Source organism: Enterobacter cloacae complex sp. FDA-CDC-AR_0132 (genome assembly GCF_003010695.1).
GTDB classification, from domain to species: Bacteria; Pseudomonadota; Gammaproteobacteria; order Enterobacterales; family Enterobacteriaceae; genus Enterobacter; species Enterobacter ludwigii.
This window is the reverse complement of sequence record NZ_CP027618.1, coordinates 1489418-1511424: the sequence shown is the minus strand read 5'-3', so window position 1 is coordinate 1511424 and position 22007 is coordinate 1489418. Positions and strand designations below refer to the sequence as shown.

General features: G+C 54.7%; 13 protein-coding genes, 4 tRNA genes, 3 rRNA genes and 1 riboswitch. Of the genes, 15 read left to right on the top strand and 5 right to left on the bottom strand.

Going from position 1 to position 22007, the window contains the following annotated elements; genetic code table 11:
* Positions 1 to 43 precede the first annotated feature (43 nt).
* From AM379_RS07390 to argE, 3 genes are all read right to left on the bottom strand, one after another.
* Positions 44 to 808, bottom strand: coding sequence for a helix-turn-helix transcriptional regulator (locus AM379_RS07390; RefSeq protein ID WP_032679235.1), 765 nt, complete (start codon positions 806 to 808; stop codon positions 44 to 46).
* A gap of 63 nt (positions 809 to 871) precedes the next feature.
* The gene (ppc, locus tag AM379_RS07385) at positions 872 to 3523 is read right to left on the bottom strand and encodes a phosphoenolpyruvate carboxylase (protein ID WP_014172182.1); all 2652 of its coding nucleotides are present in this window, start codon (positions 3521 to 3523) and stop codon (positions 872 to 874) included.
* A gap of 270 nt (positions 3524 to 3793) precedes the next feature.
* Entirely contained in the window at positions 3794 to 4945 is a 1152-nt protein-coding gene (argE, locus tag AM379_RS07380) for an acetylornithine deacetylase (RefSeq protein ID WP_020883942.1), read from the bottom strand.
* A gap of 88 nt (positions 4946 to 5033) precedes the next feature.
* Here argE and argC point away from each other — a divergent pair, with 88 nt between their 5' ends.
* The 4 genes from argC (at position 5034) to oxyR (ending at position 9518) form a co-directional block, all read left to right on the top strand.
* Positions 5034 to 6038, top strand: coding sequence for an N-acetyl-gamma-glutamyl-phosphate reductase (argC, locus tag AM379_RS07375; RefSeq protein WP_106503575.1), 1005 nt, complete (start codon positions 5034 to 5036; stop codon positions 6036 to 6038).
* Between the two features lie 6 nt (positions 6039 to 6044).
* Positions 6045 to 6821: an acetylglutamate kinase gene (argB, locus tag AM379_RS07370; protein WP_086462987.1), complete on the top strand. Its 777-nt coding sequence runs from the start codon at positions 6045 to 6047 to the stop codon at positions 6819 to 6821.
* Positions 6822 to 6899: 78 nt separating this feature from the next.
* Positions 6900 to 8273: an argininosuccinate lyase gene (gene argH / locus AM379_RS07365; RefSeq protein ID WP_014172177.1), complete on the top strand. Its 1374-nt coding sequence runs from the start codon at positions 6900 to 6902 to the stop codon at positions 8271 to 8273.
* A 327-nt stretch (positions 8274 to 8600) separates the two neighbouring features.
* Complete coding sequence (gene oxyR, locus AM379_RS07360; RefSeq protein WP_014172176.1) at positions 8601 to 9518, top strand: DNA-binding transcriptional regulator OxyR; 918 nt, start codon at positions 8601 to 8603, stop codon at positions 9516 to 9518.
* Here oxyR and sthA read toward each other — a convergent pair.
* A complete protein-coding gene (gene sthA / locus AM379_RS07355; RefSeq protein ID WP_014172175.1) occupies positions 9501 to 10901 on the bottom strand; it encodes a Si-specific NAD(P)(+) transhydrogenase in 1401 nt (466 codons plus the stop codon). The genes oxyR and sthA overlap by 18 nt on opposite strands.
* A 196-nt stretch (positions 10902 to 11097) precedes the next feature.
* On the opposite strand from sthA, the gene fabR reads away from it, so the two are divergent.
* Together fabR and AM379_RS07345 are read left to right on the top strand one after the other, a co-directional pair.
* The gene (gene fabR / locus AM379_RS07350; protein WP_008501784.1) at positions 11098 to 11736 is read left to right on the top strand and encodes an HTH-type transcriptional repressor FabR; all 639 of its coding nucleotides are present in this window, start codon (positions 11098 to 11100) and stop codon (positions 11734 to 11736) included.
* Between the two features lie 9 nt (positions 11737 to 11745).
* Positions 11746 to 12105, top strand: coding sequence for a YijD family membrane protein (locus AM379_RS07345; RefSeq protein WP_020883939.1), 360 nt, complete (start codon positions 11746 to 11748; stop codon positions 12103 to 12105).
* Between the two features lie 41 nt (positions 12106 to 12146).
* On the opposite strand, the gene trmA is transcribed toward AM379_RS07345, so the two are convergent.
* Positions 12147 to 13247 (bottom strand): tRNA (uridine(54)-C5)-methyltransferase TrmA, encoded by a 1101-nt coding sequence (trmA, locus tag AM379_RS07340; protein WP_032679233.1) that lies wholly within the window; start codon positions 13245 to 13247, stop codon positions 12147 to 12149.
* A gap of 104 nt (positions 13248 to 13351) precedes the next feature.
* A riboswitch (cobalamin riboswitch) is annotated at positions 13352 to 13527 on the top strand.
* Between the two features lie 66 nt (positions 13528 to 13593).
* Between trmA and btuB the strand changes: the two genes are divergently transcribed.
* The 9 genes from btuB (at position 13594) to AM379_RS07295 (ending at position 21951) form a co-directional block, all read left to right on the top strand.
* Positions 13594 to 15441: a TonB-dependent vitamin B12 receptor BtuB gene (btuB, locus tag AM379_RS07335; RefSeq protein WP_106503574.1), complete on the top strand. Its 1848-nt coding sequence runs from the start codon at positions 13594 to 13596 to the stop codon at positions 15439 to 15441.
* Complete coding sequence (gene murI / locus AM379_RS07330; RefSeq protein WP_106503573.1) at positions 15386 to 16237, top strand: glutamate racemase; 852 nt, start codon at positions 15386 to 15388, stop codon at positions 16235 to 16237. The genes btuB and murI overlap by 56 nt, the downstream gene beginning before the upstream one ends.
* 384 nt (positions 16238 to 16621) lie before the next feature.
* Positions 16622 to 18161, top strand: a 16S ribosomal RNA gene (locus tag AM379_RS07325).
* Positions 18162 to 18231: 70 nt separating this feature from the next.
* Positions 18232 to 18308, top strand: a tRNA-Ile gene (locus tag AM379_RS07320).
* Between the two features lie 38 nt (positions 18309 to 18346).
* Positions 18347 to 18422 (top strand) — tRNA-Ala (locus AM379_RS07315).
* Between the two features lie 180 nt (positions 18423 to 18602).
* Positions 18603 to 21509, top strand: a 23S ribosomal RNA gene (locus AM379_RS07310).
* A gap of 65 nt (positions 21510 to 21574) precedes the next feature.
* A 5S ribosomal RNA gene (rrf, locus tag AM379_RS07305) occupies positions 21575 to 21690 on the top strand.
* Together the 16S, 23S and 5S rRNA genes with 4 tRNA genes alongside form the textbook arrangement of a ribosomal RNA operon.
* 55 nt (positions 21691 to 21745) lie before the next feature.
* Positions 21746 to 21822: transfer RNA gene (locus tag AM379_RS07300), tRNA-Asp, on the top strand.
* A gap of 53 nt (positions 21823 to 21875) precedes the next feature.
* A tRNA-Trp gene (locus tag AM379_RS07295) sits at positions 21876 to 21951 on the top strand.
* Positions 21952 to 22007: the final 56 nt, after the last annotated feature.

Here is a 22007-nt window from a genome sequence, read left to right as displayed (position 1 = left end):
ACAAATGTAATGTGCTTAGTGAAGTGAGAGGGCGATCACAATGCTAGTTTTTGGCAGTCAGCTGGCTGTGATACTGGCGGCGGTACTCGGAAGGGGAGCGTTCGGTATGTTTACGAAAGAGGCGGCAGAAGTAGTTGCTGTCTGTAAAGCCGCAGCGGGCGGCAATGTCTTTGATTTTTAGGTCATAACCCTTGAGCAACTGGCGCGCGTGTTCCAGACGCGTTTGGGTCAGGTATTCATTGAACCCCACGTTCCCGGTCTTCTGAAACAGATGTGAAAGGTAGTTGGGTGAAATATAAAACGCCCGTGCCACGGAATCGCGGGTCAGCGGTGAGGCGTGATGTTCATCGAGATAGCGCCGGATGGCTTCAAACAAAGCACGACTGCGGCTGTCAGTATGAATGTCGCTGCCAAGAAGATCGCGACAGTGGCTGAGCATACTCAGTACCACTAGTCTGGCCGTTTCCTGTTCATCAGGCTGCATCTGCAGTTCGGCCAGCGTTTGCAGGAGAAACGCTCCGGTTCGGGGGCCGCGCCGGGCAACCTGCTGGTGCTGTATAAGCACGTTATCCCGATAAAGACGAAGCGACAGCTGCTGTTTACCGAAGCTGATGCTGAGCGCGTGTCCGGTATGAAGTAACCCCTCTGCAGAGTAAGAAAACCACGCTTCGCAGGCATTATCGAGGTTAATGACCAGGCAAGGCGATGTGCGGGAGTGTGGGTCGGGCGGGGTGAAAAACCGTACGTCACGTAGCGCTACGGTGCCATTAATGAGGTCGGTCAGAAGGGGGCTGATGTCGTGGTGCATGGCGTGAATACCGGATATCGGCCGGCAGCGTTAGCGCTGCCGGGCCTGTATGAAGCCAATGGATTAGCCTGTGTTACGCATACCTGCCGCAACGCCTGCAATCGTCACCATCAACGCCTGTTCGACGCGTGGATCCGGCTCTTTACCTTCTTCTTCCGCCAGACGTGAACGGTGCAGCAGCTCCGCCTGCAGGACGTTCAGGGGGTCGGTGTAGATGTTACGCAGCTGGATGGACTCGGCAATCCACGGCAGATCCGCCATCAGGTGCGAGTCGTTAGCTATGTCCAGCACCACTTTGATGTCGTCTTCCAGCAGTTCGCGCAGCTCTTTACCCAGCGTCCACAGCTCAGGCTTCACCAGACGCTGATCGTAGTATTCCGCCAGCCACAGGTCTGCTTTCGAGAAGACCATCTCCAGCATACCCAGACGGGTGGAGAAGAATGGCCAGTCGCGGCACATGGTTTCCAGTTCGTTCTGTTTGCCATCTTCCACCACTTTCTGCAGCGCCGCACCTGCGCCCAGCCAGGCGGGCAGCATCAGACGGTTCTGGGTCCAGGCGAAGATCCACGGGATGGCACGCAGAGACTCTACGCCACCGGTCGGGCGGCGCTTAGCCGGACGTGAACCCAGCGGCAGTTTACCCAGCTCCTGCTCAGGGGTAGCTGAACGGAAGTAAGGCACAAAATCTTTGTTTTCACGCACGTAGCCGCGGTACAGATCGCAGGAGATATCTGATAGCTCGTCCATGATATGGCACCAGGACTCTTTCGGCTCTGGCGGTGGCAGCAGGTTCGCTTCCAGAATTGCACTGGTGTAGAGCGACAGGCTGCTGATGGTCACTTCCGGCAGGCCGTACTTAAAGCGGATCATTTCACCCTGTTCGGTCACGCGCAGGCCGCCTTTCAGGCTTCCCGGCGGTTGTGACAGCAGTGCCGCATGCGCTGGCGCGCCACCACGGCCAATCGAGCCGCCGCGTCCGTGGAACAGCGTCAGTTCGATGCCCGCTTTTTCACAGGTTTTGATCAACGCATCCTGTGCCTGATACTGCGCCCAGGATGCCGCCATGACGCCCGCGTCTTTTGCGGAGTCGGAATAGCCAATCATCACCATCTGTTTGCCCTGAATAAAGCCGCGGTACCAGTCGATATTCAGCAGCTGCGTCATGACGTCGTTAGCGTTGTTCAGGTCATCAAGGGTTTCAAACAGCGGTGCAACCGGAAGGGCATAGTCGATACCGGCTTCTTTGAGCAGAAGGTGAACGCCCAGCACGTCAGACGGCGTTTTCGCCATGGAGATCACATAGGCAGCCACCGATCCTTTTGGCGCATCAACGATCGCTTTACAGGTGTTGAGCACCTCGCGGGTTTCGTTGCTTGGCTCCCAGTTACGTGGCAGCAGGGGGCGCTTGGAGTTCAGTTCGCGGATCAGGAAGGCTTGTTTGTCCGCTTCAGACCAGCTTTCATAGTCGCCGATGCCGAGATAGCGGGTCAGTTCGCCCAGCGCTTCGGTATGACGGGTGCTTTCCTGACGGACGTCAATACGCACCAGCGGCACGCCGAAACACTTCACGCGGCGCAGGGTGTCGAGCAGTTCGCCATTCGCGATGATGCCCATTCCGCAGGCCTGCAGTGATTTATAGCAGGCATACAGCGGCTCCCAGAGCTGCTCGTTCTGGCTCAGCAGGCCTTCCGGCTTTGGCAGGCGCTGGCCTTTCAGACGCGCTTCCAGCCAGGCCTGCGTCGCCATCAGTTGGCCACGCAGTTTTTTCATCAGGAAACGATACGGCTCGCTGGCACCTTCTTCGCCGGCCAGCGCGCGCAGTTCAGGCGTGGCCTCTACCATCGACAGCTCGGAGATCAATACCTGAATATCTTTCAGGAACAGGTCGGTTGCTTTCCAGCGGCTCAACAGGAGCACGTGGCGGGTAATTTCCGCGGTGACGTTCGGGTTGCCGTCACGGTCGCCGCCCATCCAGGAGGTGAAGCGCACCGGCACAAAATCGACCGGCAGGCGGTAATCCAGATTCGCTTCCAGCTGCTCGTTCAGCTCACGCAGGTAGTTCGGCACCCCTTCCCACAGGCTATTTTCCACCACCGCAAAGCCCCATTTGGCTTCGTCGACCGGGCTTGGACGATGCTTACGAATTTCATCGGTGTGCCAGGACTGGGCAATCAGCTGGCGCAGACGGCGCATCAGCTGGTTGCGCTCGTAGTCAGCAATGTCTTTGTTATCCAGCTGCTTGAGGCAGTTGTTCACTTCCACCATTTTGTGGATCAGGGTGCGGCGAGTGATTTCGGTTGGGTGAGCGGTCAGAACCAGCTCCAGCGAAAGGGACTCCACCGCTTTTTTGATGATGTCTTCGTTGAGGTCTGGCTGGTCTTTCAGTTTACGAAGCGTACGGGCAATGACTTCCGGGTTGCTGGCAGCTTCGCCATTCGGCGAAATGCTGTGGTATTGCTCAGCGGTGTTTGCCAGGTTCAGAAACTGGCTGAAGGCGCGGGCAACGGGCAGCAGCTCATCGTTAGAAAGGTTCTGCAAGGTGGTGAGCAGCTCCTGACGACTGGCCTCGTTACCTGCACGGGAAGATTTTGACAGCTTGCGGATGGTTTCAACGCGGTCGAGGATGTTTTCCCCCAACGCATCTTTGATGGTATCTCCAAGCACTTTGCCGAGCATACTGACATTACTACGCAACGCGGAATATTGTTCGTTCATAAAAACCCAGTCACCCCATCATTTTTGTTTATGCCCAATCGAAAATCTTTTGGACAATATTTTGTCATCTCCCTTTATAAAGCCACGTAAAACCCCCGTCGTCAATTGCTGCGAAAACGGTTCAGCAAACGAATAAATGTGGGTAATTTACGAAATTTAATTCGCTTTGCGTCAGATAAGAGATGCTTATGGGAATGTGACGAAGATCGCGGGATTTGTTGCCCTTACCCTGACCCTCTCCCACCGGGAGAGGGAACCCTCAGGGGCATTTTAATGCCAGCAGAAGTGATGCACGACCTGGGTAATCAGTTCACGGGTCGGTTTGATAAAGCGCGTTTCCAGATATTCATCCGGCTGGTGAGCCTGGTTGATGGAACCCGGGCCAAGCACCAGCGTAGGACACAGGGTCTGAATAAACGGTGCTTCGGTGCAATAGTTCACCACGTCGGTTTTCTCGCCGAGCAGCTTTTCCACGACTTCAACCAGTTGATGATCCGGTGGACATTCGTAGCCAGGGATCGGCGGATGAAGCTCGGAGACCGTCAGGCGGCCCGGCCAGCGCTCGCTGACCGGCGCCAGCGCTTCGGTCAACAGGCCGTCGAGATCGCTCAGCGTCATGCCCGGCAGCGGACGGATATCCATATGCAGTTCGCAGCAGGCGCAGATACGGTTGGATGCATCGCCACCGTGCAGGCTGCCGAGGTTCAGCGTCGGGTAAGGCACGGTGAATGCGTCGTAGTGATAACGCTCTTTCAGCGAGTCGCGCAACTGCATGATGCGGCCGATGGCGTCGTGCATCAGTTCGATGGCGTTGACGCCGCGCGCCGGATCGCTGGAGTGGCCTGACTGGCCCAGCACGCGCACCGCCGTGGAGATATGGCCCTTGTGGGCGCGGATTGGCTGCAGTGACGTTGGTTCACCAATAATGGCGCAATCCGGGCGAATTGAGGTGTTTTCAGAGAAGTAGCGCGCCCCGGCCATGCTGGTCTCTTCATCGGCAGTGGCCAGAATGTAGAGCGGTTTCTTCAGCGTTGTCACGTCCACGTCACGCAGCGCATCGAGGATAAAAGCAAAAAAGCCTTTCATGTCGGCGGTGCCCAGACCGTAAAGCTTGTTGTCATGCTCGGTCAGGGTGAACGGATCGCGCGTCCAGCGACCATCGTCAAAGGGAACGGTATCGGTATGACCGGCCAGCAGCAGGCCGCCGGCACCCTGTCCGGTACTGGCGAGCAGGTTAAATTTATGGCGTGTTCCGGGGACGGGCTGAACCTCAACGTTAAACCCAATATCGCTAAACCAACCTGCCAGCAGATTGATTAAAGACTCATTGCTCTGATCCAGCGCTTCTTCGGTCGCACTGATGGAGGGTGTGGCAATCAGGGCGCGGTAAATCTCGATAAATGGCGGTAAGTTCATTTTCATTGTTGACACACCTTAGGTCGTGATAGTATCAATATTCATGCAATAAATGTGAATAAAAATACATTAACGTTGAGCATAAAGGAACCCGATGTTGAATACGCTGATTGTAGGCGCTAGCGGTTATGCGGGCGCAGAGCTTGTAAGCTACGTGAATCGCCATCCTCATATGACCATAACCGCTTTGACCGTGTCAGCGCAAAGCAATGATGCAGGAAAGTTAATTTCCGATTTGCATCCGCAACTTAAAGGCATTGTTGATCTGCCGCTGCAGCCAATGTCTTACATCCGCGCGTTCACCGACGGCGTCGACGTGGTGTTTTTAGCTACCGCGCACGAAGTCAGCCACGACCTGGTTCCGCACTGTCTGGCGGCCGGCTGTGTGGTGTTCGACCTCTCCGGCGCCTTCCGTGTGAATGACGGCGCGTTCTACGAAAAATATTACGGTTTCACCCATCAACACCCTGAGCTGCTGGAAAAAGCGGTATACGGCCTGGCGGAGTGGAGCACAGATAAACTGAAGGAAGCGGATCTGGTTGCCGTGCCGGGCTGTTATCCGACGGCGGCACAGCTTTCTCTGAAGCCGCTGATCGACGCAGACCTGCTGGATCTGAACCAGTGGCCGGTGATCAACGCCACCAGTGGTGTCAGCGGCGCGGGGCGTAAAGCCGCTATCGCTAACAGCTTCTGCGAAGTGAGCCTTCAGCCGTATGGCGTGTTCAATCACCGCCATCACCCTGAAATCACGACGCATCTGGGTGCGGATGTCATCTTCACGCCGCATCTGGGCAGCTTCCCGCGTGGGATCCTCGAAACCATCACCTGCCGCCTGAAACCCGGCGTGACCCACGAACAGGTGAGCGAAGCCTTTACGCAGGCCTATGCGGACAAACCGCTGGTGCGCCTGTACGACAAAGGCGTGCCGGCGCTGAAAAACGTGGTTGGCCTGCCATTCTGCGACATTGGCTTTGCCGTGCAGGGTGAGCACCTGATTGTGGTGGCTGCGGAAGATAACTTACTTAAAGGCGCTGCCGCGCAGGCAATGCAGTGTGCAAATATTCGTTTCGGTTTCCCGGAAACCCAGGCTCTTATTTAAGGTGTGATGATGAACCCATTAATTATCAAACTCGGTGGTGTACTGCTGGACAGCGAAGAAGCGCTGGAGCGTCTTTTTACCGCGCTGGTGAACTATCGCGAATCACACCAACGTCCGCTGGTGATTGTGCACGGCGGCGGCTGCGTGGTTGATGAGCTGATGAAAGGGCTCAACCTGCCGGTGAAAAAGAAAAATGGCCTGCGCGTCACGCCTGCTGACCAGATTGATATTATTACCGGTGCCCTGGCGGGGACGGCGAACAAAACGCTGCTGGCGTGGGCGAAGAAACACCATATCGCCTCTGTCGGCCTGTGTCTGGGCGATGGTGACAGCGTAAAAGTGACCCAGCTCGACGAAGAGCTCGGACACGTTGGACTGGCACAGCCTGGTTCGCCTAAGCTGATTAACATGCTGCTGGAAGGAGGATTCCTGCCGGTGGTGAGCTCTATCGGGGTGACCGAAGAGGGCGAGCTGATGAACGTCAATGCAGACCAGGCGGCAACGGCTCTGGCGGCTACGCTGGGCGCGGACCTGATTCTGCTCTCTGACGTAAGCGGTATTCTCGACGGCAAAGGCCAGCGTATTGCGGAAATGACCGCAGCGAAAGCCGAACAGCTTATCGAGCAGGGCATTATTACCGACGGCATGATCGTCAAAGTCAATGCGGCGCTGGATGCCGCGCGTACGCTTGGACGTCCGGTGGACATCGCGTCCTGGCGCCATGCGGAGCAACTCCCGGCGTTGTTTAACGGCACGCCGATTGGCACGCGTATTCTGGCGTAAGCAATTTACCGATTCTGCAGGCCCGGTCAGCGCAGCGCAGCCGGGCAATGAAATTCAAAGATATTAAGGAAGCATGTTATGGCACTTTGGGGTGGGCGTTTTACACAGGCAGCGGATCAGCGGTTCAAACAGTTCAACGACTCTTTGCGCTTCGACTACCGCCTGGCCGAGCAGGATATCGTCGGCTCTGTGGCCTGGTCCAAAGCGCTGGTCACCGTGGGCGTCCTGACCGCAGACGAACAGCTGCAGCTGGAAGAGGCGCTGAATAACCTGCTGGAAGAGGTGCGTCTGGACCCGCAGCAGATCCTCGCCAGCGATGCGGAAGATATTCACAGCTGGGTGGAAGGGAAACTCATCGATAAAGTCGGCCAACTGGGTAAAAAACTGCATACCGGGCGTAGCCGTAACGACCAGGTCGCGACTGATCTGAAATTGTGGTGTAAAGATACCGTTGGTGAACTGCTGGCAGCCAACCGTCAGCTGCAGGGCGCGCTGGTGGAAACCGCGCAGAACAACCAGGATGCGGTGATGCCGGGTTATACCCACCTGCAGCGTGCGCAGCCGGTAACCTTTGCGCACTGGTGTCTGGCCTACGTTGAGATGCTGGCGCGTGATGAAAGCCGTCTGCAGGATACCCTGAAGCGTCTGGACGTGAGCCCGCTGGGCAGCGGTGCGCTGGCAGGGACGGCCTATGAAATCGACCGTGATCAGCTGGCAGGCTGGCTGGGCTTTGCTTCAGCCACCCGTAACAGCCTGGACAGCGTCTCTGACCGTGATCACGTGCTGGAGCTGCTTTCCAATGCGTCTATCGGCATGGTGCATCTGTCGCGCTTTGCCGAAGACCTGATTTTCTTCAACTCCGGTGAAGCCGGGTTTGTTGAGCTGTCTGACCGCGTGACGTCAGGCTCCTCTCTGATGCCACAGAAGAAAAACCCGGATGCGCTGGAGCTTATCCGCGGTAAGTGTGGCCGTGTGCAGGGCGCGCTGACCGGCATGATGATGACCCTGAAAGGGCTGCCGCTGGCGTATAACAAAGATATGCAGGAAGACAAAGAAGGGCTGTTCGACGCGCTCGATACCTGGCTGGACTGCCTGCATATGGGCGCGCTGGTGCTGGATGGCATTCAGGTGAAACGCCCGCGTTGTCAGGAAGCGGCGCAGCAGGGCTATGCAAACTCGACCGAGCTTGCCGATTACCTGGTGGCGAAAGGCGTACCGTTCCGTGAAGCGCACCATATTGTCGGTGAAGCGGTGGTTGAAGCCATTCGTCAGGGTAAGGCACTGGAAGCGTTGCCGCTGACCGACCTGCAGAAATTCAGTGCGGTTATCGGTGATGATGTGTATCCGATTCTGGCGTTACAGTCTTGTCTGGATAAGCGTGCAGCGAAAGGCGGCGTGTCACCGAAGCAGGTCGCGCAGGCGATTGCGGATGCGAAAAACCGGCTGGTTTGATGAGTGCGGGCTGGTGCCCTCATCCCGGCCCTCTCCCACCGGGAGAGGGAGTAAACACTAAAAATGGCAACTTCGGTTGCCATTTTGCTTTTATCCCCGGGCTTTTTTACGCAAAAAAAAAGCGGACCACGGGGTCCGCAAAAGTTCACGTTGGCTTTAGTTGTTCGAGTTTTGAGAGAAACTCGCTGACGGTGCGGGGACGTCAAGGGTCAAACACGTGCCCCCTCGTCTATGTGGTGTATTATTCAACAGAATGCTTGATAGGGATAATCGTTCGTTGCTATGCTATCTATCGCCATGAACTATCGTGGCGACGGAGGATGAATAATGAATATTCGTGATCTTGAATACCTGGTAGCGCTAGCCGAGCACCGCCATTTTCGCCGCGCGGCAGATTCCTGCCACGTCAGCCAGCCTACCCTGAGCGGCCAGATCCGCAAGCTGGAAGACGAGCTGGGCGTGATGCTGCTGGAGCGCACCAGTCGTAAGGTACTGTTCACCCAGGCAGGTCTGCTGCTGGTGGATCAGGCGCGCACCGTGCTGCGCGAGGTCAAAGTGCTCAAGGAAATGGCAAGCCAGCAGGGGGAGGCGATGTCCGGCCCGTTGCATATTGGCCTGATCCCAACCGTTGGCCCGTACCTGTTGCCGCACATCATTCCAATGCTGCATCAGACGTTCCCGAAACTCGAAATGTATCTGCATGAAGCGCAAACCCATCAGCTGCTGGCGCAGTTAGACAGCGGCAAGCTCGACTGTGCCATTTTGGCGCTGGTCAAAGAGAGCGAAGCTTTTATTGAGGTGCCACTGTTTGATGAGCCCATGATGCTGGCGATCTATGAAGATCACCCGTGGGCGAACCGCGATCGCGTGCCGATGGCCGATCTGGCCGGTGAAAAACTGCTGATGCTGGAAGATGGTCACTGCCTGCGCGATCAGGCGATGGGCTTCTGCTTCGAAGCGGGTGCTGACGAGGATACCCATTTCCGCGCAACCAGCCTTGAAACGCTGCGTAATATGGTGGCGGCGGGCAGTGGGATCACATTGCTGCCGGCACTGGCCGTGCCGCGCGAACGTAAACGTGACGGCGTGGTTTATCTGCCATGCATTAAACCAGAGCCACGTCGTACCATTGGTCTGGTTTATCGTCCGGGTTCACCACTGCGCAGCCGCTATGAGCAGCTGGCAGAGGCCATCCGTGGTTCGATGGATGGCCATTTTGACAATGCGTTAAAACAGGCGGTTTAAACCGTTCAGTGCCGCGACCCGATAGGCTTCCGCCATGGTCGGGTAGTTGAAGGTGGTGTTAACGAAGTACTCGATGGTGTTACCACCACCTTTTTGCTCCATGATCGCCTGGCCGATATGAATAATCTCCGCCGCGCGTTCACCAAAGCAGTGAATACCGAGGATCTCTTTCGTCTCGCGATGGAACAGGATCTTCAGCGTACCCACGCTCATTCCCACGATTTGCGCCCTCGCCAGATGTTTAAACTGTGCGCGACCCACCTCGTAAGGCACCTTCATTGACGTCAGCTGCTGCTCGGTTTTCCCGACGGAGCTGATTTCCGGGATGGTATAAATACCTGTCGGAATATCTTCGATCAGATGTGCCGTCGCTTCGCCTTTCACCAGCGCCTGCGCCGCGATGCGTCCCTGATCGTATGCTGCAGAAGCCAGGCTTGGATAACCGATAACATCACCGACAGCATACACATGCGGCAGGGCTGTCTGGTACATGCTGTTCACCTTCAGCTGACCGCGGCTGTCGGTTTCGAGCCCGATATTTTCCAGAGCCAGAGAATCGGTGTTACCGGTACGGCCGTTGGCGTACAGCAGGCAGTCTGCTTTCAGCTTCTTGCCCGATTTCAGATGCATGATCACACCGTCGTCGCAGCCTTCAATTTTCTCGTACTCTTCGTTGTGGCGAATCACCACGCCGCTGTTCCAGAAGTGGTAAGAGAGCGAGTCTGACATTTCCTGATCGAGGAAGGCCAGCAGGCGGTCGCGGGTGTTGATCAGATCAACTTTCACGTCCATGCCCCGGAAGATCGACGCATATTCGCAGCCAATCACCCCTGCGCCATAGATAATCACATGACGGGGTTCGTGGTGCAGGCTCAGGATGGAATCGCTGTCGTAAATGCGCGGGTGGGAGAAGTCCACGTCTGCCGGATGGTACGGGCGTGAACCACAGGCGATGACAAATTTTTCCGCCGTGATGGTTTCGACCGACCCGTCGTGGCATTCGAGTGCCAGGGTGTGTTCATCAACAAAGTGCGCATTGCCCTGCAAAATTTCACAGTGGTTACGCTCATAAAACCCCTGGCGCATCCGTGTCTGCTGGTTAATAACGGTATCCGCATGATTCAGGATGTCAGCAAAGGAGGAACGAAGAAGTCGGGAGTGGTCGCTGTAAAGAGGGTTCTGGTTAAATTCAATAATGCGGCTAACGGCATGGCGGAGGGCTTTGGAAGGGATGGTGCCCCAATGGGTGCAACCGCCGCCAACGTTATGGTAGCGCTCTATCACCGCTACTCTGGCTCCCTGTTTCACCAGTCCCATAGCAGCGCCTTCGCCGCCGGGGCCGGAACCTATCACAATTGCGTCGTAATCGTAGGAATGTGGCATGGTAAGGCTTACCTGTTCTTATACATAAAAGCAACAGAATCATAACATCATTGCCCGAGTAACCCAATTATCGTTGTGCTTTTTTCCGGCAGTGGAGCACAAACCGTACGTAAACAATCATTCACAAAGCCAGGCAAACAGATTAATTTTATTCTCTGGTATAGTGCCATCAGGCCTTTGGAAGGATTCAACTATCGTGATGGGCGTAAGAGCACAACAAAAAGAGAAAACCCGGCGTTCGCTGGTGGAAGCCGCATTCAGTCAACTGAGTGCCGAGCGTAGTTTTGCCAGTTTAAGCCTGCGTGAAGTTGCGCGCGAGGCCGGGATTGCGCCAACGTCCTTCTATCGTCATTTCCGTGATGTGGATGAACTGGGTCTGACCATGGTCGACGAGAGCGGGCTGATGCTGCGTCAGCTTATGCGCCAGGCGCGGCAGCGTATCGCTAAAGGGGGGAGCGTGATCCGCACCTCTGTGTCGACCTTTATGGAATTTATTGGCAATAACCCCAACGCGTTTCGCCTGCTGTTGCGGGAACGTTCCGGAACATCAGCCGCGTTCCGTGCCGCTGTGGCGCGTGAAATTCAGCATTTTATCGCGGAACTTGCCGACTATCTTGAACTCGAAAACCATATGCCGCGTGCGTTCACTGAAGCACAGGCTGAGGCGATGGTGACGATTGTTTTCAGCGCGGGTGCCGAAGCGCTGGATGTCAGCATCGAACAACGCAAGCAGCTCGAAGAGCGACTGGTATTACAGCTCAGGATGATCTCCAAAGGCGCGTACTACTGGTATCGCCGTGAACAAGAGAAACTGGCACATCAAACCGAAGAGTGAAGGTGAGTAATGAAACAGTCAGGTCAGGATAAGGGTACGCTGTTGCTGGCATTGATCGCTGGCTTATCAATTAATGGCACGTTTGCGGCTGTGTTCAGCTCGATCGTTCCATTTTCTATTTTCCCGCTCATTGCGCTGGTGCTGACGGTGTACTGTCTGCATCAGCGTTACCTGAACCGCACCATGCCGGTCGGGTTGCCTGGGCTGGCCGCGGCCTGCTTTATTCTTGGCGTGTTGCTGTATAGCACCGTGGTGCGTGCAGAGTATCCGGATATCGGTTCTAACTTCCTGCCGGCGGTACTCTCTGTGGCACTGGTGTTCTGGATTGGCTCGCGCATGCGTAGCCGCAAGCACGAGCTGCCGGAGTAAGAGAGTGGGGTTGCAGGCAGGTTGACCGGCCTGCCATCACGTTACTTCGCGGTAAGAAGTACGCCGCACTCCATATGGTGCGTATACGGGAACTGATCGAAGAGAGCCAGACGTTCAACATTGTGCGTCTGGCTTAATGTTTCGAGATTCTTGCACAGCGTTTCCGGGTTACAGGAAATGTACAAAATACGCGGGTACGCCTGCACCATCTTCTCGGTTTCGCTGTCCAGGCCACTGCGCGGCGGATCGACAAAAATCGTCTCACACTGGTAGCTCTTCAGATCGATCCCCTCCAGGCGATTAAACTGACGTACACCATTCATGGCCTGCGTGAACTCTTCTGCAGACATACGAATGATCTGCACATTGTCGATGTGATTGGCGGCAATGTTGTACTGTGCAGCGGCAACGGACGGCTTGGCAATCTCCGTCGCCAGGACGCGCTCAAAGTTACGCGCCAGCGCCAGGGAGAAGTTGCCGTTCCCGCAGTACAGCTCTAGCAGATCGCCCTTTGACCCTTCAGTCGCCTTCAGCGCCCAGTCCAGCATCTGTACATTCATTGCTGCGTTTGGCTGGGTAAAGCTGTTCTCAACCTGGCGGTACACCATCTCTTTTCCCGCCACCGACAGACGTTCGTCGATGAAATCCTGATCCAGCATGATTTTGGTTTTTGTCGCACGACCAATCAGGTGAACGTTGATGTTCTGCGCGCGCAGGGCATCGCGCAGCGCTTCTGCCTGCTCGCGCCATTCGTCATTCAGCGCTTTGTGATACAGCAGAGAGACGATCGCCTGGTTGCTTTGTGTGGTCAGATAATCAATCTGGAACAGCTTGTGGCGCAGCACAGGGTTGTTGCGTACGCCGTCGATCATCAGCGTCATGAGCTGGTTGATGAGTTCACTCGCCGCCGGGAAACTGTCAACCCGAATGCGGGACTTCGTCTGCTGATCGAAAATGATGTGGTACAGGTCGTCACCGTCGTGCCAGATGCGGAACTCCGCACGCATGCGGTAGTGGCTAACGGGCGAGCGGAACACCTCAGGAACGGGCGCGTTGAAAGGCGTCATCATACTTTGCAGGCGGACAACTTTCTCTGCCAGCTGTGCGTCGTACTGTTCTGTTGGGAGGTGTTCGGGGGTCATGATGCGTCCTGAGTGATAAAGAATTACGCGGGGATTGTAGGGATTGTGCAGTGGATGTCCAGATTTAATGGCCAATAGCTATCTGGACATCTATACGTGTCTAATTGTAGCATTCTGTTTCCGGTCTCCTGAGAGTGAAAAGGGAATCCAGTGAAAATCTGGAGCTGACGCGCAGCGGTAAAGACTGGCGGGATGAGAATTGTAGACACTGTGAAAATGGGAAGTCTTCATCCGCAAAACGCCACCTAGCCCGAAGACCTGCCGGGATCACGTCGCATTTGGTTTCGTCATCGCGTGCTATAGATGAAGCCTGCGGCATCCTTCTTATATTGTGGATGCTTTAACAATGATTAAAAAAGTATCGCTGTTGACGGCGTTGTCCGTCACGGCATTTTCGGGCTGGGCGCAGGATAGCGACGACTCGTTGGTGGTGACAGCAAACCGTTTTGAGCAACCTGTTAATACCGTTCTTGCACCAACGTCTGTGGTGACGCGCGAGGATATTGATCGCTGGCAGGCAAACACCGTCATTGACGTTATGCGTCGCTTGCCTGGCGTGGATACCGCCCAAAACGGCGGAATGGGGCAACTTTCCTCTCTTTTTATTCGGGGAACTAATTCCAGTCATGTTCTTATTCTTGTCGACGGGATCCGTCTTAACCAGGCTGGGGTAACGGGGTCGTCCGATCTCAGTCAGTTCCCGATCGCCCTGGTGCAGCGCATTGAATATATTCGCGGGCCACGCTCTGCAGTCTATGGTTCTGATGCGATTGGTGGCGTAGTGAACATTATTACTACCCGCGCGAAGGACGGCACGACGTTGAATGCGGGCGTAGGCTCGCATGGCTACCAAAATTACGGCGGCAGCACTCAGCAAACCCTGGGTGACAGCACGCGCGTGACGCTGGCGGGTGATTATACCTATACCAAAGGCTTTGACGTGGTCGCGGATGGCAACAACGGTGGTCTGGCCCAGACCGATCGTGACGGCTTTATGAATAAAACCCTCTACGGTGCGCTGGAGCATGCTTTCTCTGATCAGTGGAGCGGGTTCGTTCGCGGCTATGGCTACAGCAACCGTACCGCCTATGACGGCTATTACAGTTCATTTACGCCTGATGTTTTGGTTGATACCCGTCAGCTCTATAGCCAGACCTGGGACGCTGGACTGCGCTTTAATAATGACATCGTCCATTCACAACTTCTCACCAGCTACAGCCACAGCAAAGATTATAACTACGACCCGCATCTGGGACGTTATGATTCCAATGCCACGCTGGATGAGATCAAACAGTACAACGTGCAGTGGACTAACTCCGTTGAGGTGGGCCATGGCAATATTGGCGCAGGTGTCGACTGGCAGAAGCAGAGCACCGAACCAGGAACAAGCTATGTCACAAACGGCTATGACCTGCGTAACACCGGCGTCTACCTGACTGCGCTGCAGCAGTTTGGCGACTTTACCCTGGAAGGGGCAGCGCGTAGCGACGATAACTCTCAGTTTGGTCGCCATGGCACCTGGCAGAGCAGTGCGGGCTGGGAGTTCATTGAAGGTTATCGATTCATTGCCTCGTATGGCACTGCCTATAAAGCACCCAACCTCGGGCAGCTGTATGGTTTCTATGGCAACGACCATCTTGATCCTGAGGAGAGTAAACAGTGGGAAGGCGCGTTCGAAGGCCTGACGGCTGGCGTAAACTGGCGCGTATCGGCCTATCGCAATGACGTTGATAACCTGATCGACTTTAATAACAACCTTCAGGAATACTACAACGTAGGCAAGGCGCGTATTAAAGGGGTTGAAGCCACAGCGTCCTTTGATACAGGTCCACTGACTCATACGGTCGGTTACGATTACGTGGATGCACGCAATGCGGCAACAAACCAGCTTTTGGATCGCCGGGCTAAGCAGCAGGTGAAGTATCAGCTTGATACGCGGGTCTATGAATTCGACTGGAGCCTGACTTACCACTACCTGGGGACACGTTACGACACTGACTTTGGTACCTACCCGTCTGAAAAGGTGAAAATGGGCGGCGTAAGCCTGTGGGATGTCGCAGTTTCATATCCTGTCACCTCTCACCTTACAGTTCGTGGTAAAATAGCCAACCTGTTCGATAAAGATTACGAGACAGTTTATGGCTACCAAACTGCAGGACGGGAATACACCTTGTCTGGCAGCTACACCTTCTAATCCGCGTCCCACCGTGCTGGTATTTGATTCCGGCGTCGGTGGGCTTTCGGTCTATGATGAGATCCGACATCTCCTGCCGGATCTCCATTACATTTACGCCTTTGATAACGTCGCGTTCCCGTATGGGGAAAAGAGTGAAGACTTTATTGTTGAGCGTGTGGTTGAAATCGTCACCGCGGTACAAAAGCGTTATCCCCTCTCGCTGGCGGTCATCGCCTGTAACACGGCCAGTACAGTATCGCTTCCTGCATTGCGCGAAAAATTCCAGTTCCCGGTTGTGGGCGTTGTTCCTGCAATAAAGCCTGCCGCGCGTCTGACGGCAAACGGCATTGTTGGTTTACTGGCAACGCGAGGCACGGTGAAGCGACCTTATACGCGCGAGTTAATCGACCGCTTTGCCAACGAATGCCAGATTGCGATGCTCGGTTCGGCGGAACTGGTCGAGCTCGCCGAAGCGAAGCTACACGGAAAGGCAGTGCCGCTCGAAGAGTTGCGCCGTATTCTCCGCCCGTGGCTGCGGATGCCGGAGCCACCGGACACCGTTGTGCTGGGGTGTACCCATTTCCCTCTATTACAGGAAGAGTTATTAGAAGTTCTGCCTGAGGGCACGCGGCTGGTGGATTCGGGGGCGGCTATAGCCCGACGTACGGCCTGGTTGCTGGAACATGAAGCCCCGGATGCAAAATCTGCCGATGCAAACATCGCTTTTTGTATGGCCATCACTAACGAGACCGAGCAACTTTTGCCCGTTTTACGCCGTTATGGCTTTGAAACGCTCGAAAAACTGGCGCTGTAGCACGATTTTGAGCAAAAAAGAGACGGTTGAACGTTTTTTTTAAAAGAGGGGTTGTCAACGTCTGAGAACTCCCTATAATGCGCCTCCACTGACACGGAACAACGGCTTACAAGCCGCCGGGTTAGCGGGGTTCAGAGATGAACACCAACAGAGAAAAGCAAAAATAAATGCTTGACTCTGAATGAGGAAAACGTAATATACGTGACCTCGCGACGGTGAGCTGTAAGCCGCGTCGCAACTGCTCTTTAACAATTTATCAGACAATCTGTGTGGGCACTCAAAGTGACATGGATTCTTAATGTCTTCGGACACTAAATGAATACCAAAGTCTCTGAGTGAACATACGTAATTCATTACGAAGTTTAATTCATGAGCATCAAACTTAAATTGAAGAGTTTGATCATGGCTCAGATTGAACGCTGGCGGCAGGCCTAACACATGCAAGTCGAACGGTAGCACAGAGAGCTTGCTCTCGGGTGACGAGTGGCGGACGGGTGAGTAATGTCTGGGAAACTGCCTGATGGAGGGGGATAACTACTGGAAACGGTAGCTAATACCGCATAACGTCGCAAGACCAAAGAGGGGGACCTTCGGGCCTCTTGCCATCAGATGTGCCCAGATGGGATTAGCTAGTAGGTGGGGTAACGGCTCACCTAGGCGACGATCCCTAGCTGGTCTGAGAGGATGACCAGCCACACTGGAACTGAGACACGGTCCAGACTCCTACGGGAGGCAGCAGTGGGGAATATTGCACAATGGGCGCAAGCCTGATGCAGCCATGCCGCGTGTATGAAGAAGGCCTTCGGGTTGTAAAGTACTTTCAGCGGGGAGGAAGGTGTTGTGGTTAATAACCGCAGCAATTGACGTTACCCGCAGAAGAAGCACCGGCTAACTCCGTGCCAGCAGCCGCGGTAATACGGAGGGTGCAAGCGTTAATCGGAATTACTGGGCGTAAAGCGCACGCAGGCGGTCTGTCAAGTCGGATGTGAAATCCCCGGGCTCAACCTGGGAACTGCATTCGAAACTGGCAGGCTAGAGTCTTGTAGAGGGGGGTAGAATTCCAGGTGTAGCGGTGAAATGCGTAGAGATCTGGAGGAATACCGGTGGCGAAGGCGGCCCCCTGGACAAAGACTGACGCTCAGGTGCGAAAGCGTGGGGAGCAAACAGGATTAGATACCCTGGTAGTCCACGCCGTAAACGATGTCGACTTGGAGGTTGTGCCCTTGAGGCGTGGCTTCCGGAGCTAACGCGTTAAGTCGACCGCCTGGGGAGTACGGCCGCAAGGTTAAAACTCAAATGAATTGACGGGGGCCCGCACAAGCGGTGGAGCATGTGGTTTAATTCGATGCAACGCGAAGAACCTTACCTACTCTTGACATCCAGAGAACTTTCCAGAGATGGATTGGTGCCTTCGGGAACTCTGAGACAGGTGCTGCATGGCTGTCGTCAGCTCGTGTTGTGAAATGTTGGGTTAAGTCCCGCAACGAGCGCAACCCTTATCCTTTGTTGCCAGCGGTCCGGCCGGGAACTCAAAGGAGACTGCCAGTGATAAACTGGAGGAAGGTGGGGATGACGTCAAGTCATCATGGCCCTTACGAGTAGGGCTACACACGTGCTACAATGGCGCATACAAAGAGAAGCGAACTCGCGAGAGCAAGCGGACCTCATAAAGTGCGTCGTAGTCCGGATTGGAGTCTGCAACTCGACTCCATGAAGTCGGAATCGCTAGTAATCGTAGATCAGAATGCTACGGTGAATACGTTCCCGGGCCTTGTACACACCGCCCGTCACACCATGGGAGTGGGTTGCAAAAGAAGTAGGTAGCTTAACCTTCGGGAGGGCGCTTACCACTTTGTGATTCATGACTGGGGTGAAGTCGTAACAAGGTAACCGTAGGGGAACCTGCGGTTGGATCACCTCCTTACCTTAAAGAACCTGCCTTTGTAGTGTCCACACAGATTGTCTGATGAAAAACAGCAGTAAAAAACCTCTACAGGCTTGTAGCTCAGGTGGTTAGAGCGCACCCCTGATAAGGGTGAGGTCGGTGGTTCAAGTCCACTCAGGCCTACCAAATCTGTCATGCAGATTTGAAGAGGTTGGTCATACGATGGGGCTATAGCTCAGCTGGGAGAGCGCCTGCTTTGCACGCAGGAGGTCTGCGGTTCGATCCCGCATAGCTCCACCATCTTTTACTGCGAAAACAAGAAAACTTCAGAGTGAACCTGAAAAGGTGCACTGCGAAGTTTTGCTCTTTAAAAATCTGGATCAAGCTGAAAATTGAAACGACACACATGTTATGTGTGTTCGAGTCTCTCAAATTTTCGCAAACCGGTGATGAATCGAAAGAAACATCTTCGGGTTGTGAGGTTAAGCGACTAAGCGTACACGGTGGATGCCCTGGCAGTCAGAGGCGATGAAGGACGTGCTAATCTGCGAAAAGCGCCGGCGAGGTGATATGAACCTTTGACCCGGCGATGTCCGAATGGGGAAACCCAGTGTGTTCCGACACACTATCGTTAACTGAATACATAGGTTAACGAGGCGAACCGGGGGAACTGAAACATCTAAGTACCCCGAGGAAAAGAAATCAACCGAGATTCCCCCAGTAGCGGCGAGCGAACGGGGAGCAGCCCAGAGTCTGAATCAGCTTGTGTGTTAGTGGAAGCGTCTGGAAAGTCGCACGGTACAGGGTGACAGTCCCGTACACGAAAGCACACAGGTTGTGAACTCGAAGAGTAGGGCGGGACACGTGGTATCCTGTCTGAATATGGGGGGACCATCCTCCAAGGCTAAATACTCCTGACTGACCGATAGTGAACCAGTACCGTGAGGGAAAGGCGAAAAGAACCCCGGCGAGGGGAGTGAAAAAGAACCTGAAACCGTGTACGTACAAGCAGTGGGAGCCTCTTTTATGGGGTGACTGCGTACCTTTTGTATAATGGGTCAGCGACTTATATTCTGTAGCAAGGTTAACCGTATAGGGGAGCCGAAGGGAAACCGAGTCTTAACTGGGCGTTAAGTTGCAGGGTATAGACCCGAAACCCGGTGATCTAGCCATGGGCAGGTTGAAGGTTGGGTAACACTAACTGGAGGACCGAACCGACTAATGTTGAAAAATTAGCGGATGACTTGTGGCTGGGGGTGAAAGGCCAATCAAACCGGGAGATAGCTGGTTCTCCCCGAAAGCTATTTAGGTAGCGCCTCGTGAACTCATCTTCGGGGGTAGAGCACTGTTTCGGCTAGGGGGCCATCCCGGCTTACCAACCCGATGCAAACTACGAATACCGAAGAATGTTATCACGGGAGACACACGGCGGGTGCTAACGTCCGTCGTGAAGAGGGAAACAACCCAGACCGCCAGCTAAGGTCCCAAAGTCATGGTTAAGTGGGAAACGATGTGGGAAGGCACAGACAGCCAGGATGTTGGCTTAGAAGCAGCCATCATTTAAAGAAAGCGTAATAGCTCACTGGTCGAGTCGGCCTGCGCGGAAGATGTAACGGGGCTAAACCATGCACCGAAGCTGCGGCAGCGACGCTTATGCGTTGTTGGGTAGGGGAGCGTTCTGTAAGCCGTTGAAGGTGTCCTGTGAGGGGTGCTGGAGGTATCAGAAGTGCGAATGCTGACATAAGTAACGATAAAGCGGGTGAAAAGCCCGCTCGCCGGAAGACCAAGGGTTCCTGTCCAACGTTAATCGGGGCAGGGTGAGTCGACCCCTAAGGCGAGGCCGAAAGGCGTAGTCGATGGGAAACAGGTTAATATTCCTGTACTTGGTGTTACTGCGAAGGGGGGACGGAGAAGGCTATGTTAGCCGGGCGACGGTTGTCCCGGTTTAAGCATGTAGGCGGAGGTTCCAGGTAAATCCGGTTCCTTGTTAACGCTGAGGTGTGATGACGAGGCACTACGGTGCTGAAGTAACAAATGCCCTGCTTCCAGGAAAAGCCTCTAAGCATCAGGTAACATCAAATCGTACCCCAAACCGACACAGGTGGTCAGGTAGAGAATACCAAGGCGCTTGAGAGAACTCGGGTGAAGGAACTAGGCAAAATGGTGCCGTAACTTCGGGAGAAGGCACGCTGATATGTAGGTGAAGCCCCTGCGGGTGGAGCTGAAATCAGTCGAAGATACCAGCTGGCTGCAACTGTTTATTAAAAACACAGCACTGTGCAAACACGAAAGTGGACGTATACGGTGTGACGCCTGCCCGGTGCCGGAAGGTTAATTGATGGGGTTAGCGGCAACGCGAAGCTCTTGATCGAAGCCCCGGTAAACGGCGGCCGTAACTATAACGGTCCTAAGGTAGCGAAATTCCTTGTCGGGTAAGTTCCGACCTGCACGAATGGCGTAATGATGGCCAGGCTGTCTCCACCCGAGACTCAGTGAAATTGAACTCGCTGTGAAGATGCAGTGTACCCGCGGCAAGACGGAAAGACCCCGTGAACCTTTACTATAGCTTGACACTGAACACTGGTCCTTGATGTGTAGGATAGGTGGGAGGCTTTGAAGCGTGGACGCCAGTCTGCGTGGAGCCAACCTTGAAATACCACCCTTTAATGGCTGGTGTTCTAACGTAGACCCGTAATCCGGGTTGCGGACAGTGTCTGGTGGGTAGTTTGACTGGGGCGGTCTCCTCCCAAAGAGTAACGGAGGAGCACGAAGGTTAGCTAATCCTGGTCGGACATCAGGAGGTTAGTGCAATGGCATAAGCTAGCTTGACTGCGAGAGTGACGGCTCGAGCAGGTGCGAAAGCAGGTCATAGTGATCCGGTGGTTCTGAATGGAAGGGCCATCGCTCAACGGATAAAAGGTACTCCGGGGATAACAGGCTGATACCGCCCAAGAGTTCATATCGACGGCGGTGTTTGGCACCTCGATGTCGGCTCATCACATCCTGGGGCTGAAGTAGGTCCCAAGGGTATGGCTGTTCGCCATTTAAAGTGGTACGCGAGCTGGGTTTAGAACGTCGTGAGACAGTTCGGTCCCTATCTGCCGTGGGCGCTGGAGAATTGAGGGGGGCTGCTCCTAGTACGAGAGGACCGGAGTGGACGCATCACTGGTGTTCGGGTTGTCATGCCAATGGCACTGCCCGGTAGCTAAATGCGGAAGAGATAAGTGCTGAAAGCATCTAAGCACGAAACTTGCCCCGAGATGAGTTCTCCCTGAGACTTTAAGTCTCCTGAAGGAACGTTGAAGACTACGACGTTGATAGGTCGGGTGTGTAAGCGCAGCGATGCGTTGAGCTAACCGATACTAATGAACCGTGAGGCTTAACCTTACAACGCCGAAGGTGTTTTGGCGTGAGAGAGACGATTTTCAGCTGATACAGATTAACAGAATTTGCCTGGCGGCTTTAGCGCGGTGGTCCCACCTGACCCCATGCCGAACTCAGAAGTGAAACGCCGTAGCGCCGATGGTAGTGTGGGGTCTCCCCATGTGAGAGTAGGGAACTGCCAGGCATCAAATTACGTAGTAAGCCGGTGCATAAATCCGGTGGTTACAGCAGTCTTCGGTGGAGCGGTAGTTCAGTCGGTTAGAATACCTGCCTGTCACGCAGGGGGTCGCGGGTTCGAGTCCCGTCCGTTCCGCCACTTATTAAGACATTAAGCCTGCCTACCCGGCAGGCTTAATGGCAAAAGACTTTAGGGGCGTAGCTCAGTTGGTAGAGCACCGGTCTCCAAAACCGGGTGTCGCGAGTTCGAGTCTCTCCGCCCCTGCCATATATAATCCTTTGCTTCGGCAAAGGATTTTTTTTACCTGAAAGACGCCAGTCCCC

Bases quoted from the DNA above. Each gene is read 5' to 3' on its own strand.
- AM379_RS07390 (WP_032679235.1), bottom strand. From the start codon at position 808: ATGCACCACGACATCAGCCCCCTTCTGACCGACCTCATTAATGGCACC.
- ppc (WP_014172182.1), bottom strand. From the start codon at position 3,523: ATGAACGAACAATATTCCGCGTTGCGTAGTAATGTCAGTATGCTCGGC.
- argE (WP_020883942.1), bottom strand. From the start codon at position 4,945: ATGAAAATGAACTTACCGCCATTTATCGAGATTTACCGCGCCCTGATT.
- argC (WP_106503575.1), top strand. From the start codon at position 5,034: ATGTTGAATACGCTGATTGTAGGCGCTAGCGGTTATGCGGGCGCAGAG.
- argB (WP_086462987.1), top strand. From the start codon at position 6,045: ATGATGAACCCATTAATTATCAAACTCGGTGGTGTACTGCTGGACAGC.
- argH (WP_014172177.1), top strand. From the start codon at position 6,900: ATGGCACTTTGGGGTGGGCGTTTTACACAGGCAGCGGATCAGCGGTTC.
- oxyR (WP_014172176.1), top strand. From the start codon at position 8,601: ATGAATATTCGTGATCTTGAATACCTGGTAGCGCTAGCCGAGCACCGC.
- sthA (WP_014172175.1), bottom strand. From the start codon at position 10,901: ATGCCACATTCCTACGATTACGACGCAATTGTGATAGGTTCCGGCCCC.
- AM379_RS07345 (WP_020883939.1), top strand. From the start codon at position 11,746: ATGAAACAGTCAGGTCAGGATAAGGGTACGCTGTTGCTGGCATTGATC.
- trmA (WP_032679233.1), bottom strand. From the start codon at position 13,247: ATGACCCCCGAACACCTCCCAACAGAACAGTACGACGCACAGCTGGCA.
- btuB (WP_106503574.1), top strand. From the start codon at position 13,594: ATGATTAAAAAAGTATCGCTGTTGACGGCGTTGTCCGTCACGGCATTT.
- murI (WP_106503573.1), top strand. From the start codon at position 15,386: ATGGCTACCAAACTGCAGGACGGGAATACACCTTGTCTGGCAGCTACA.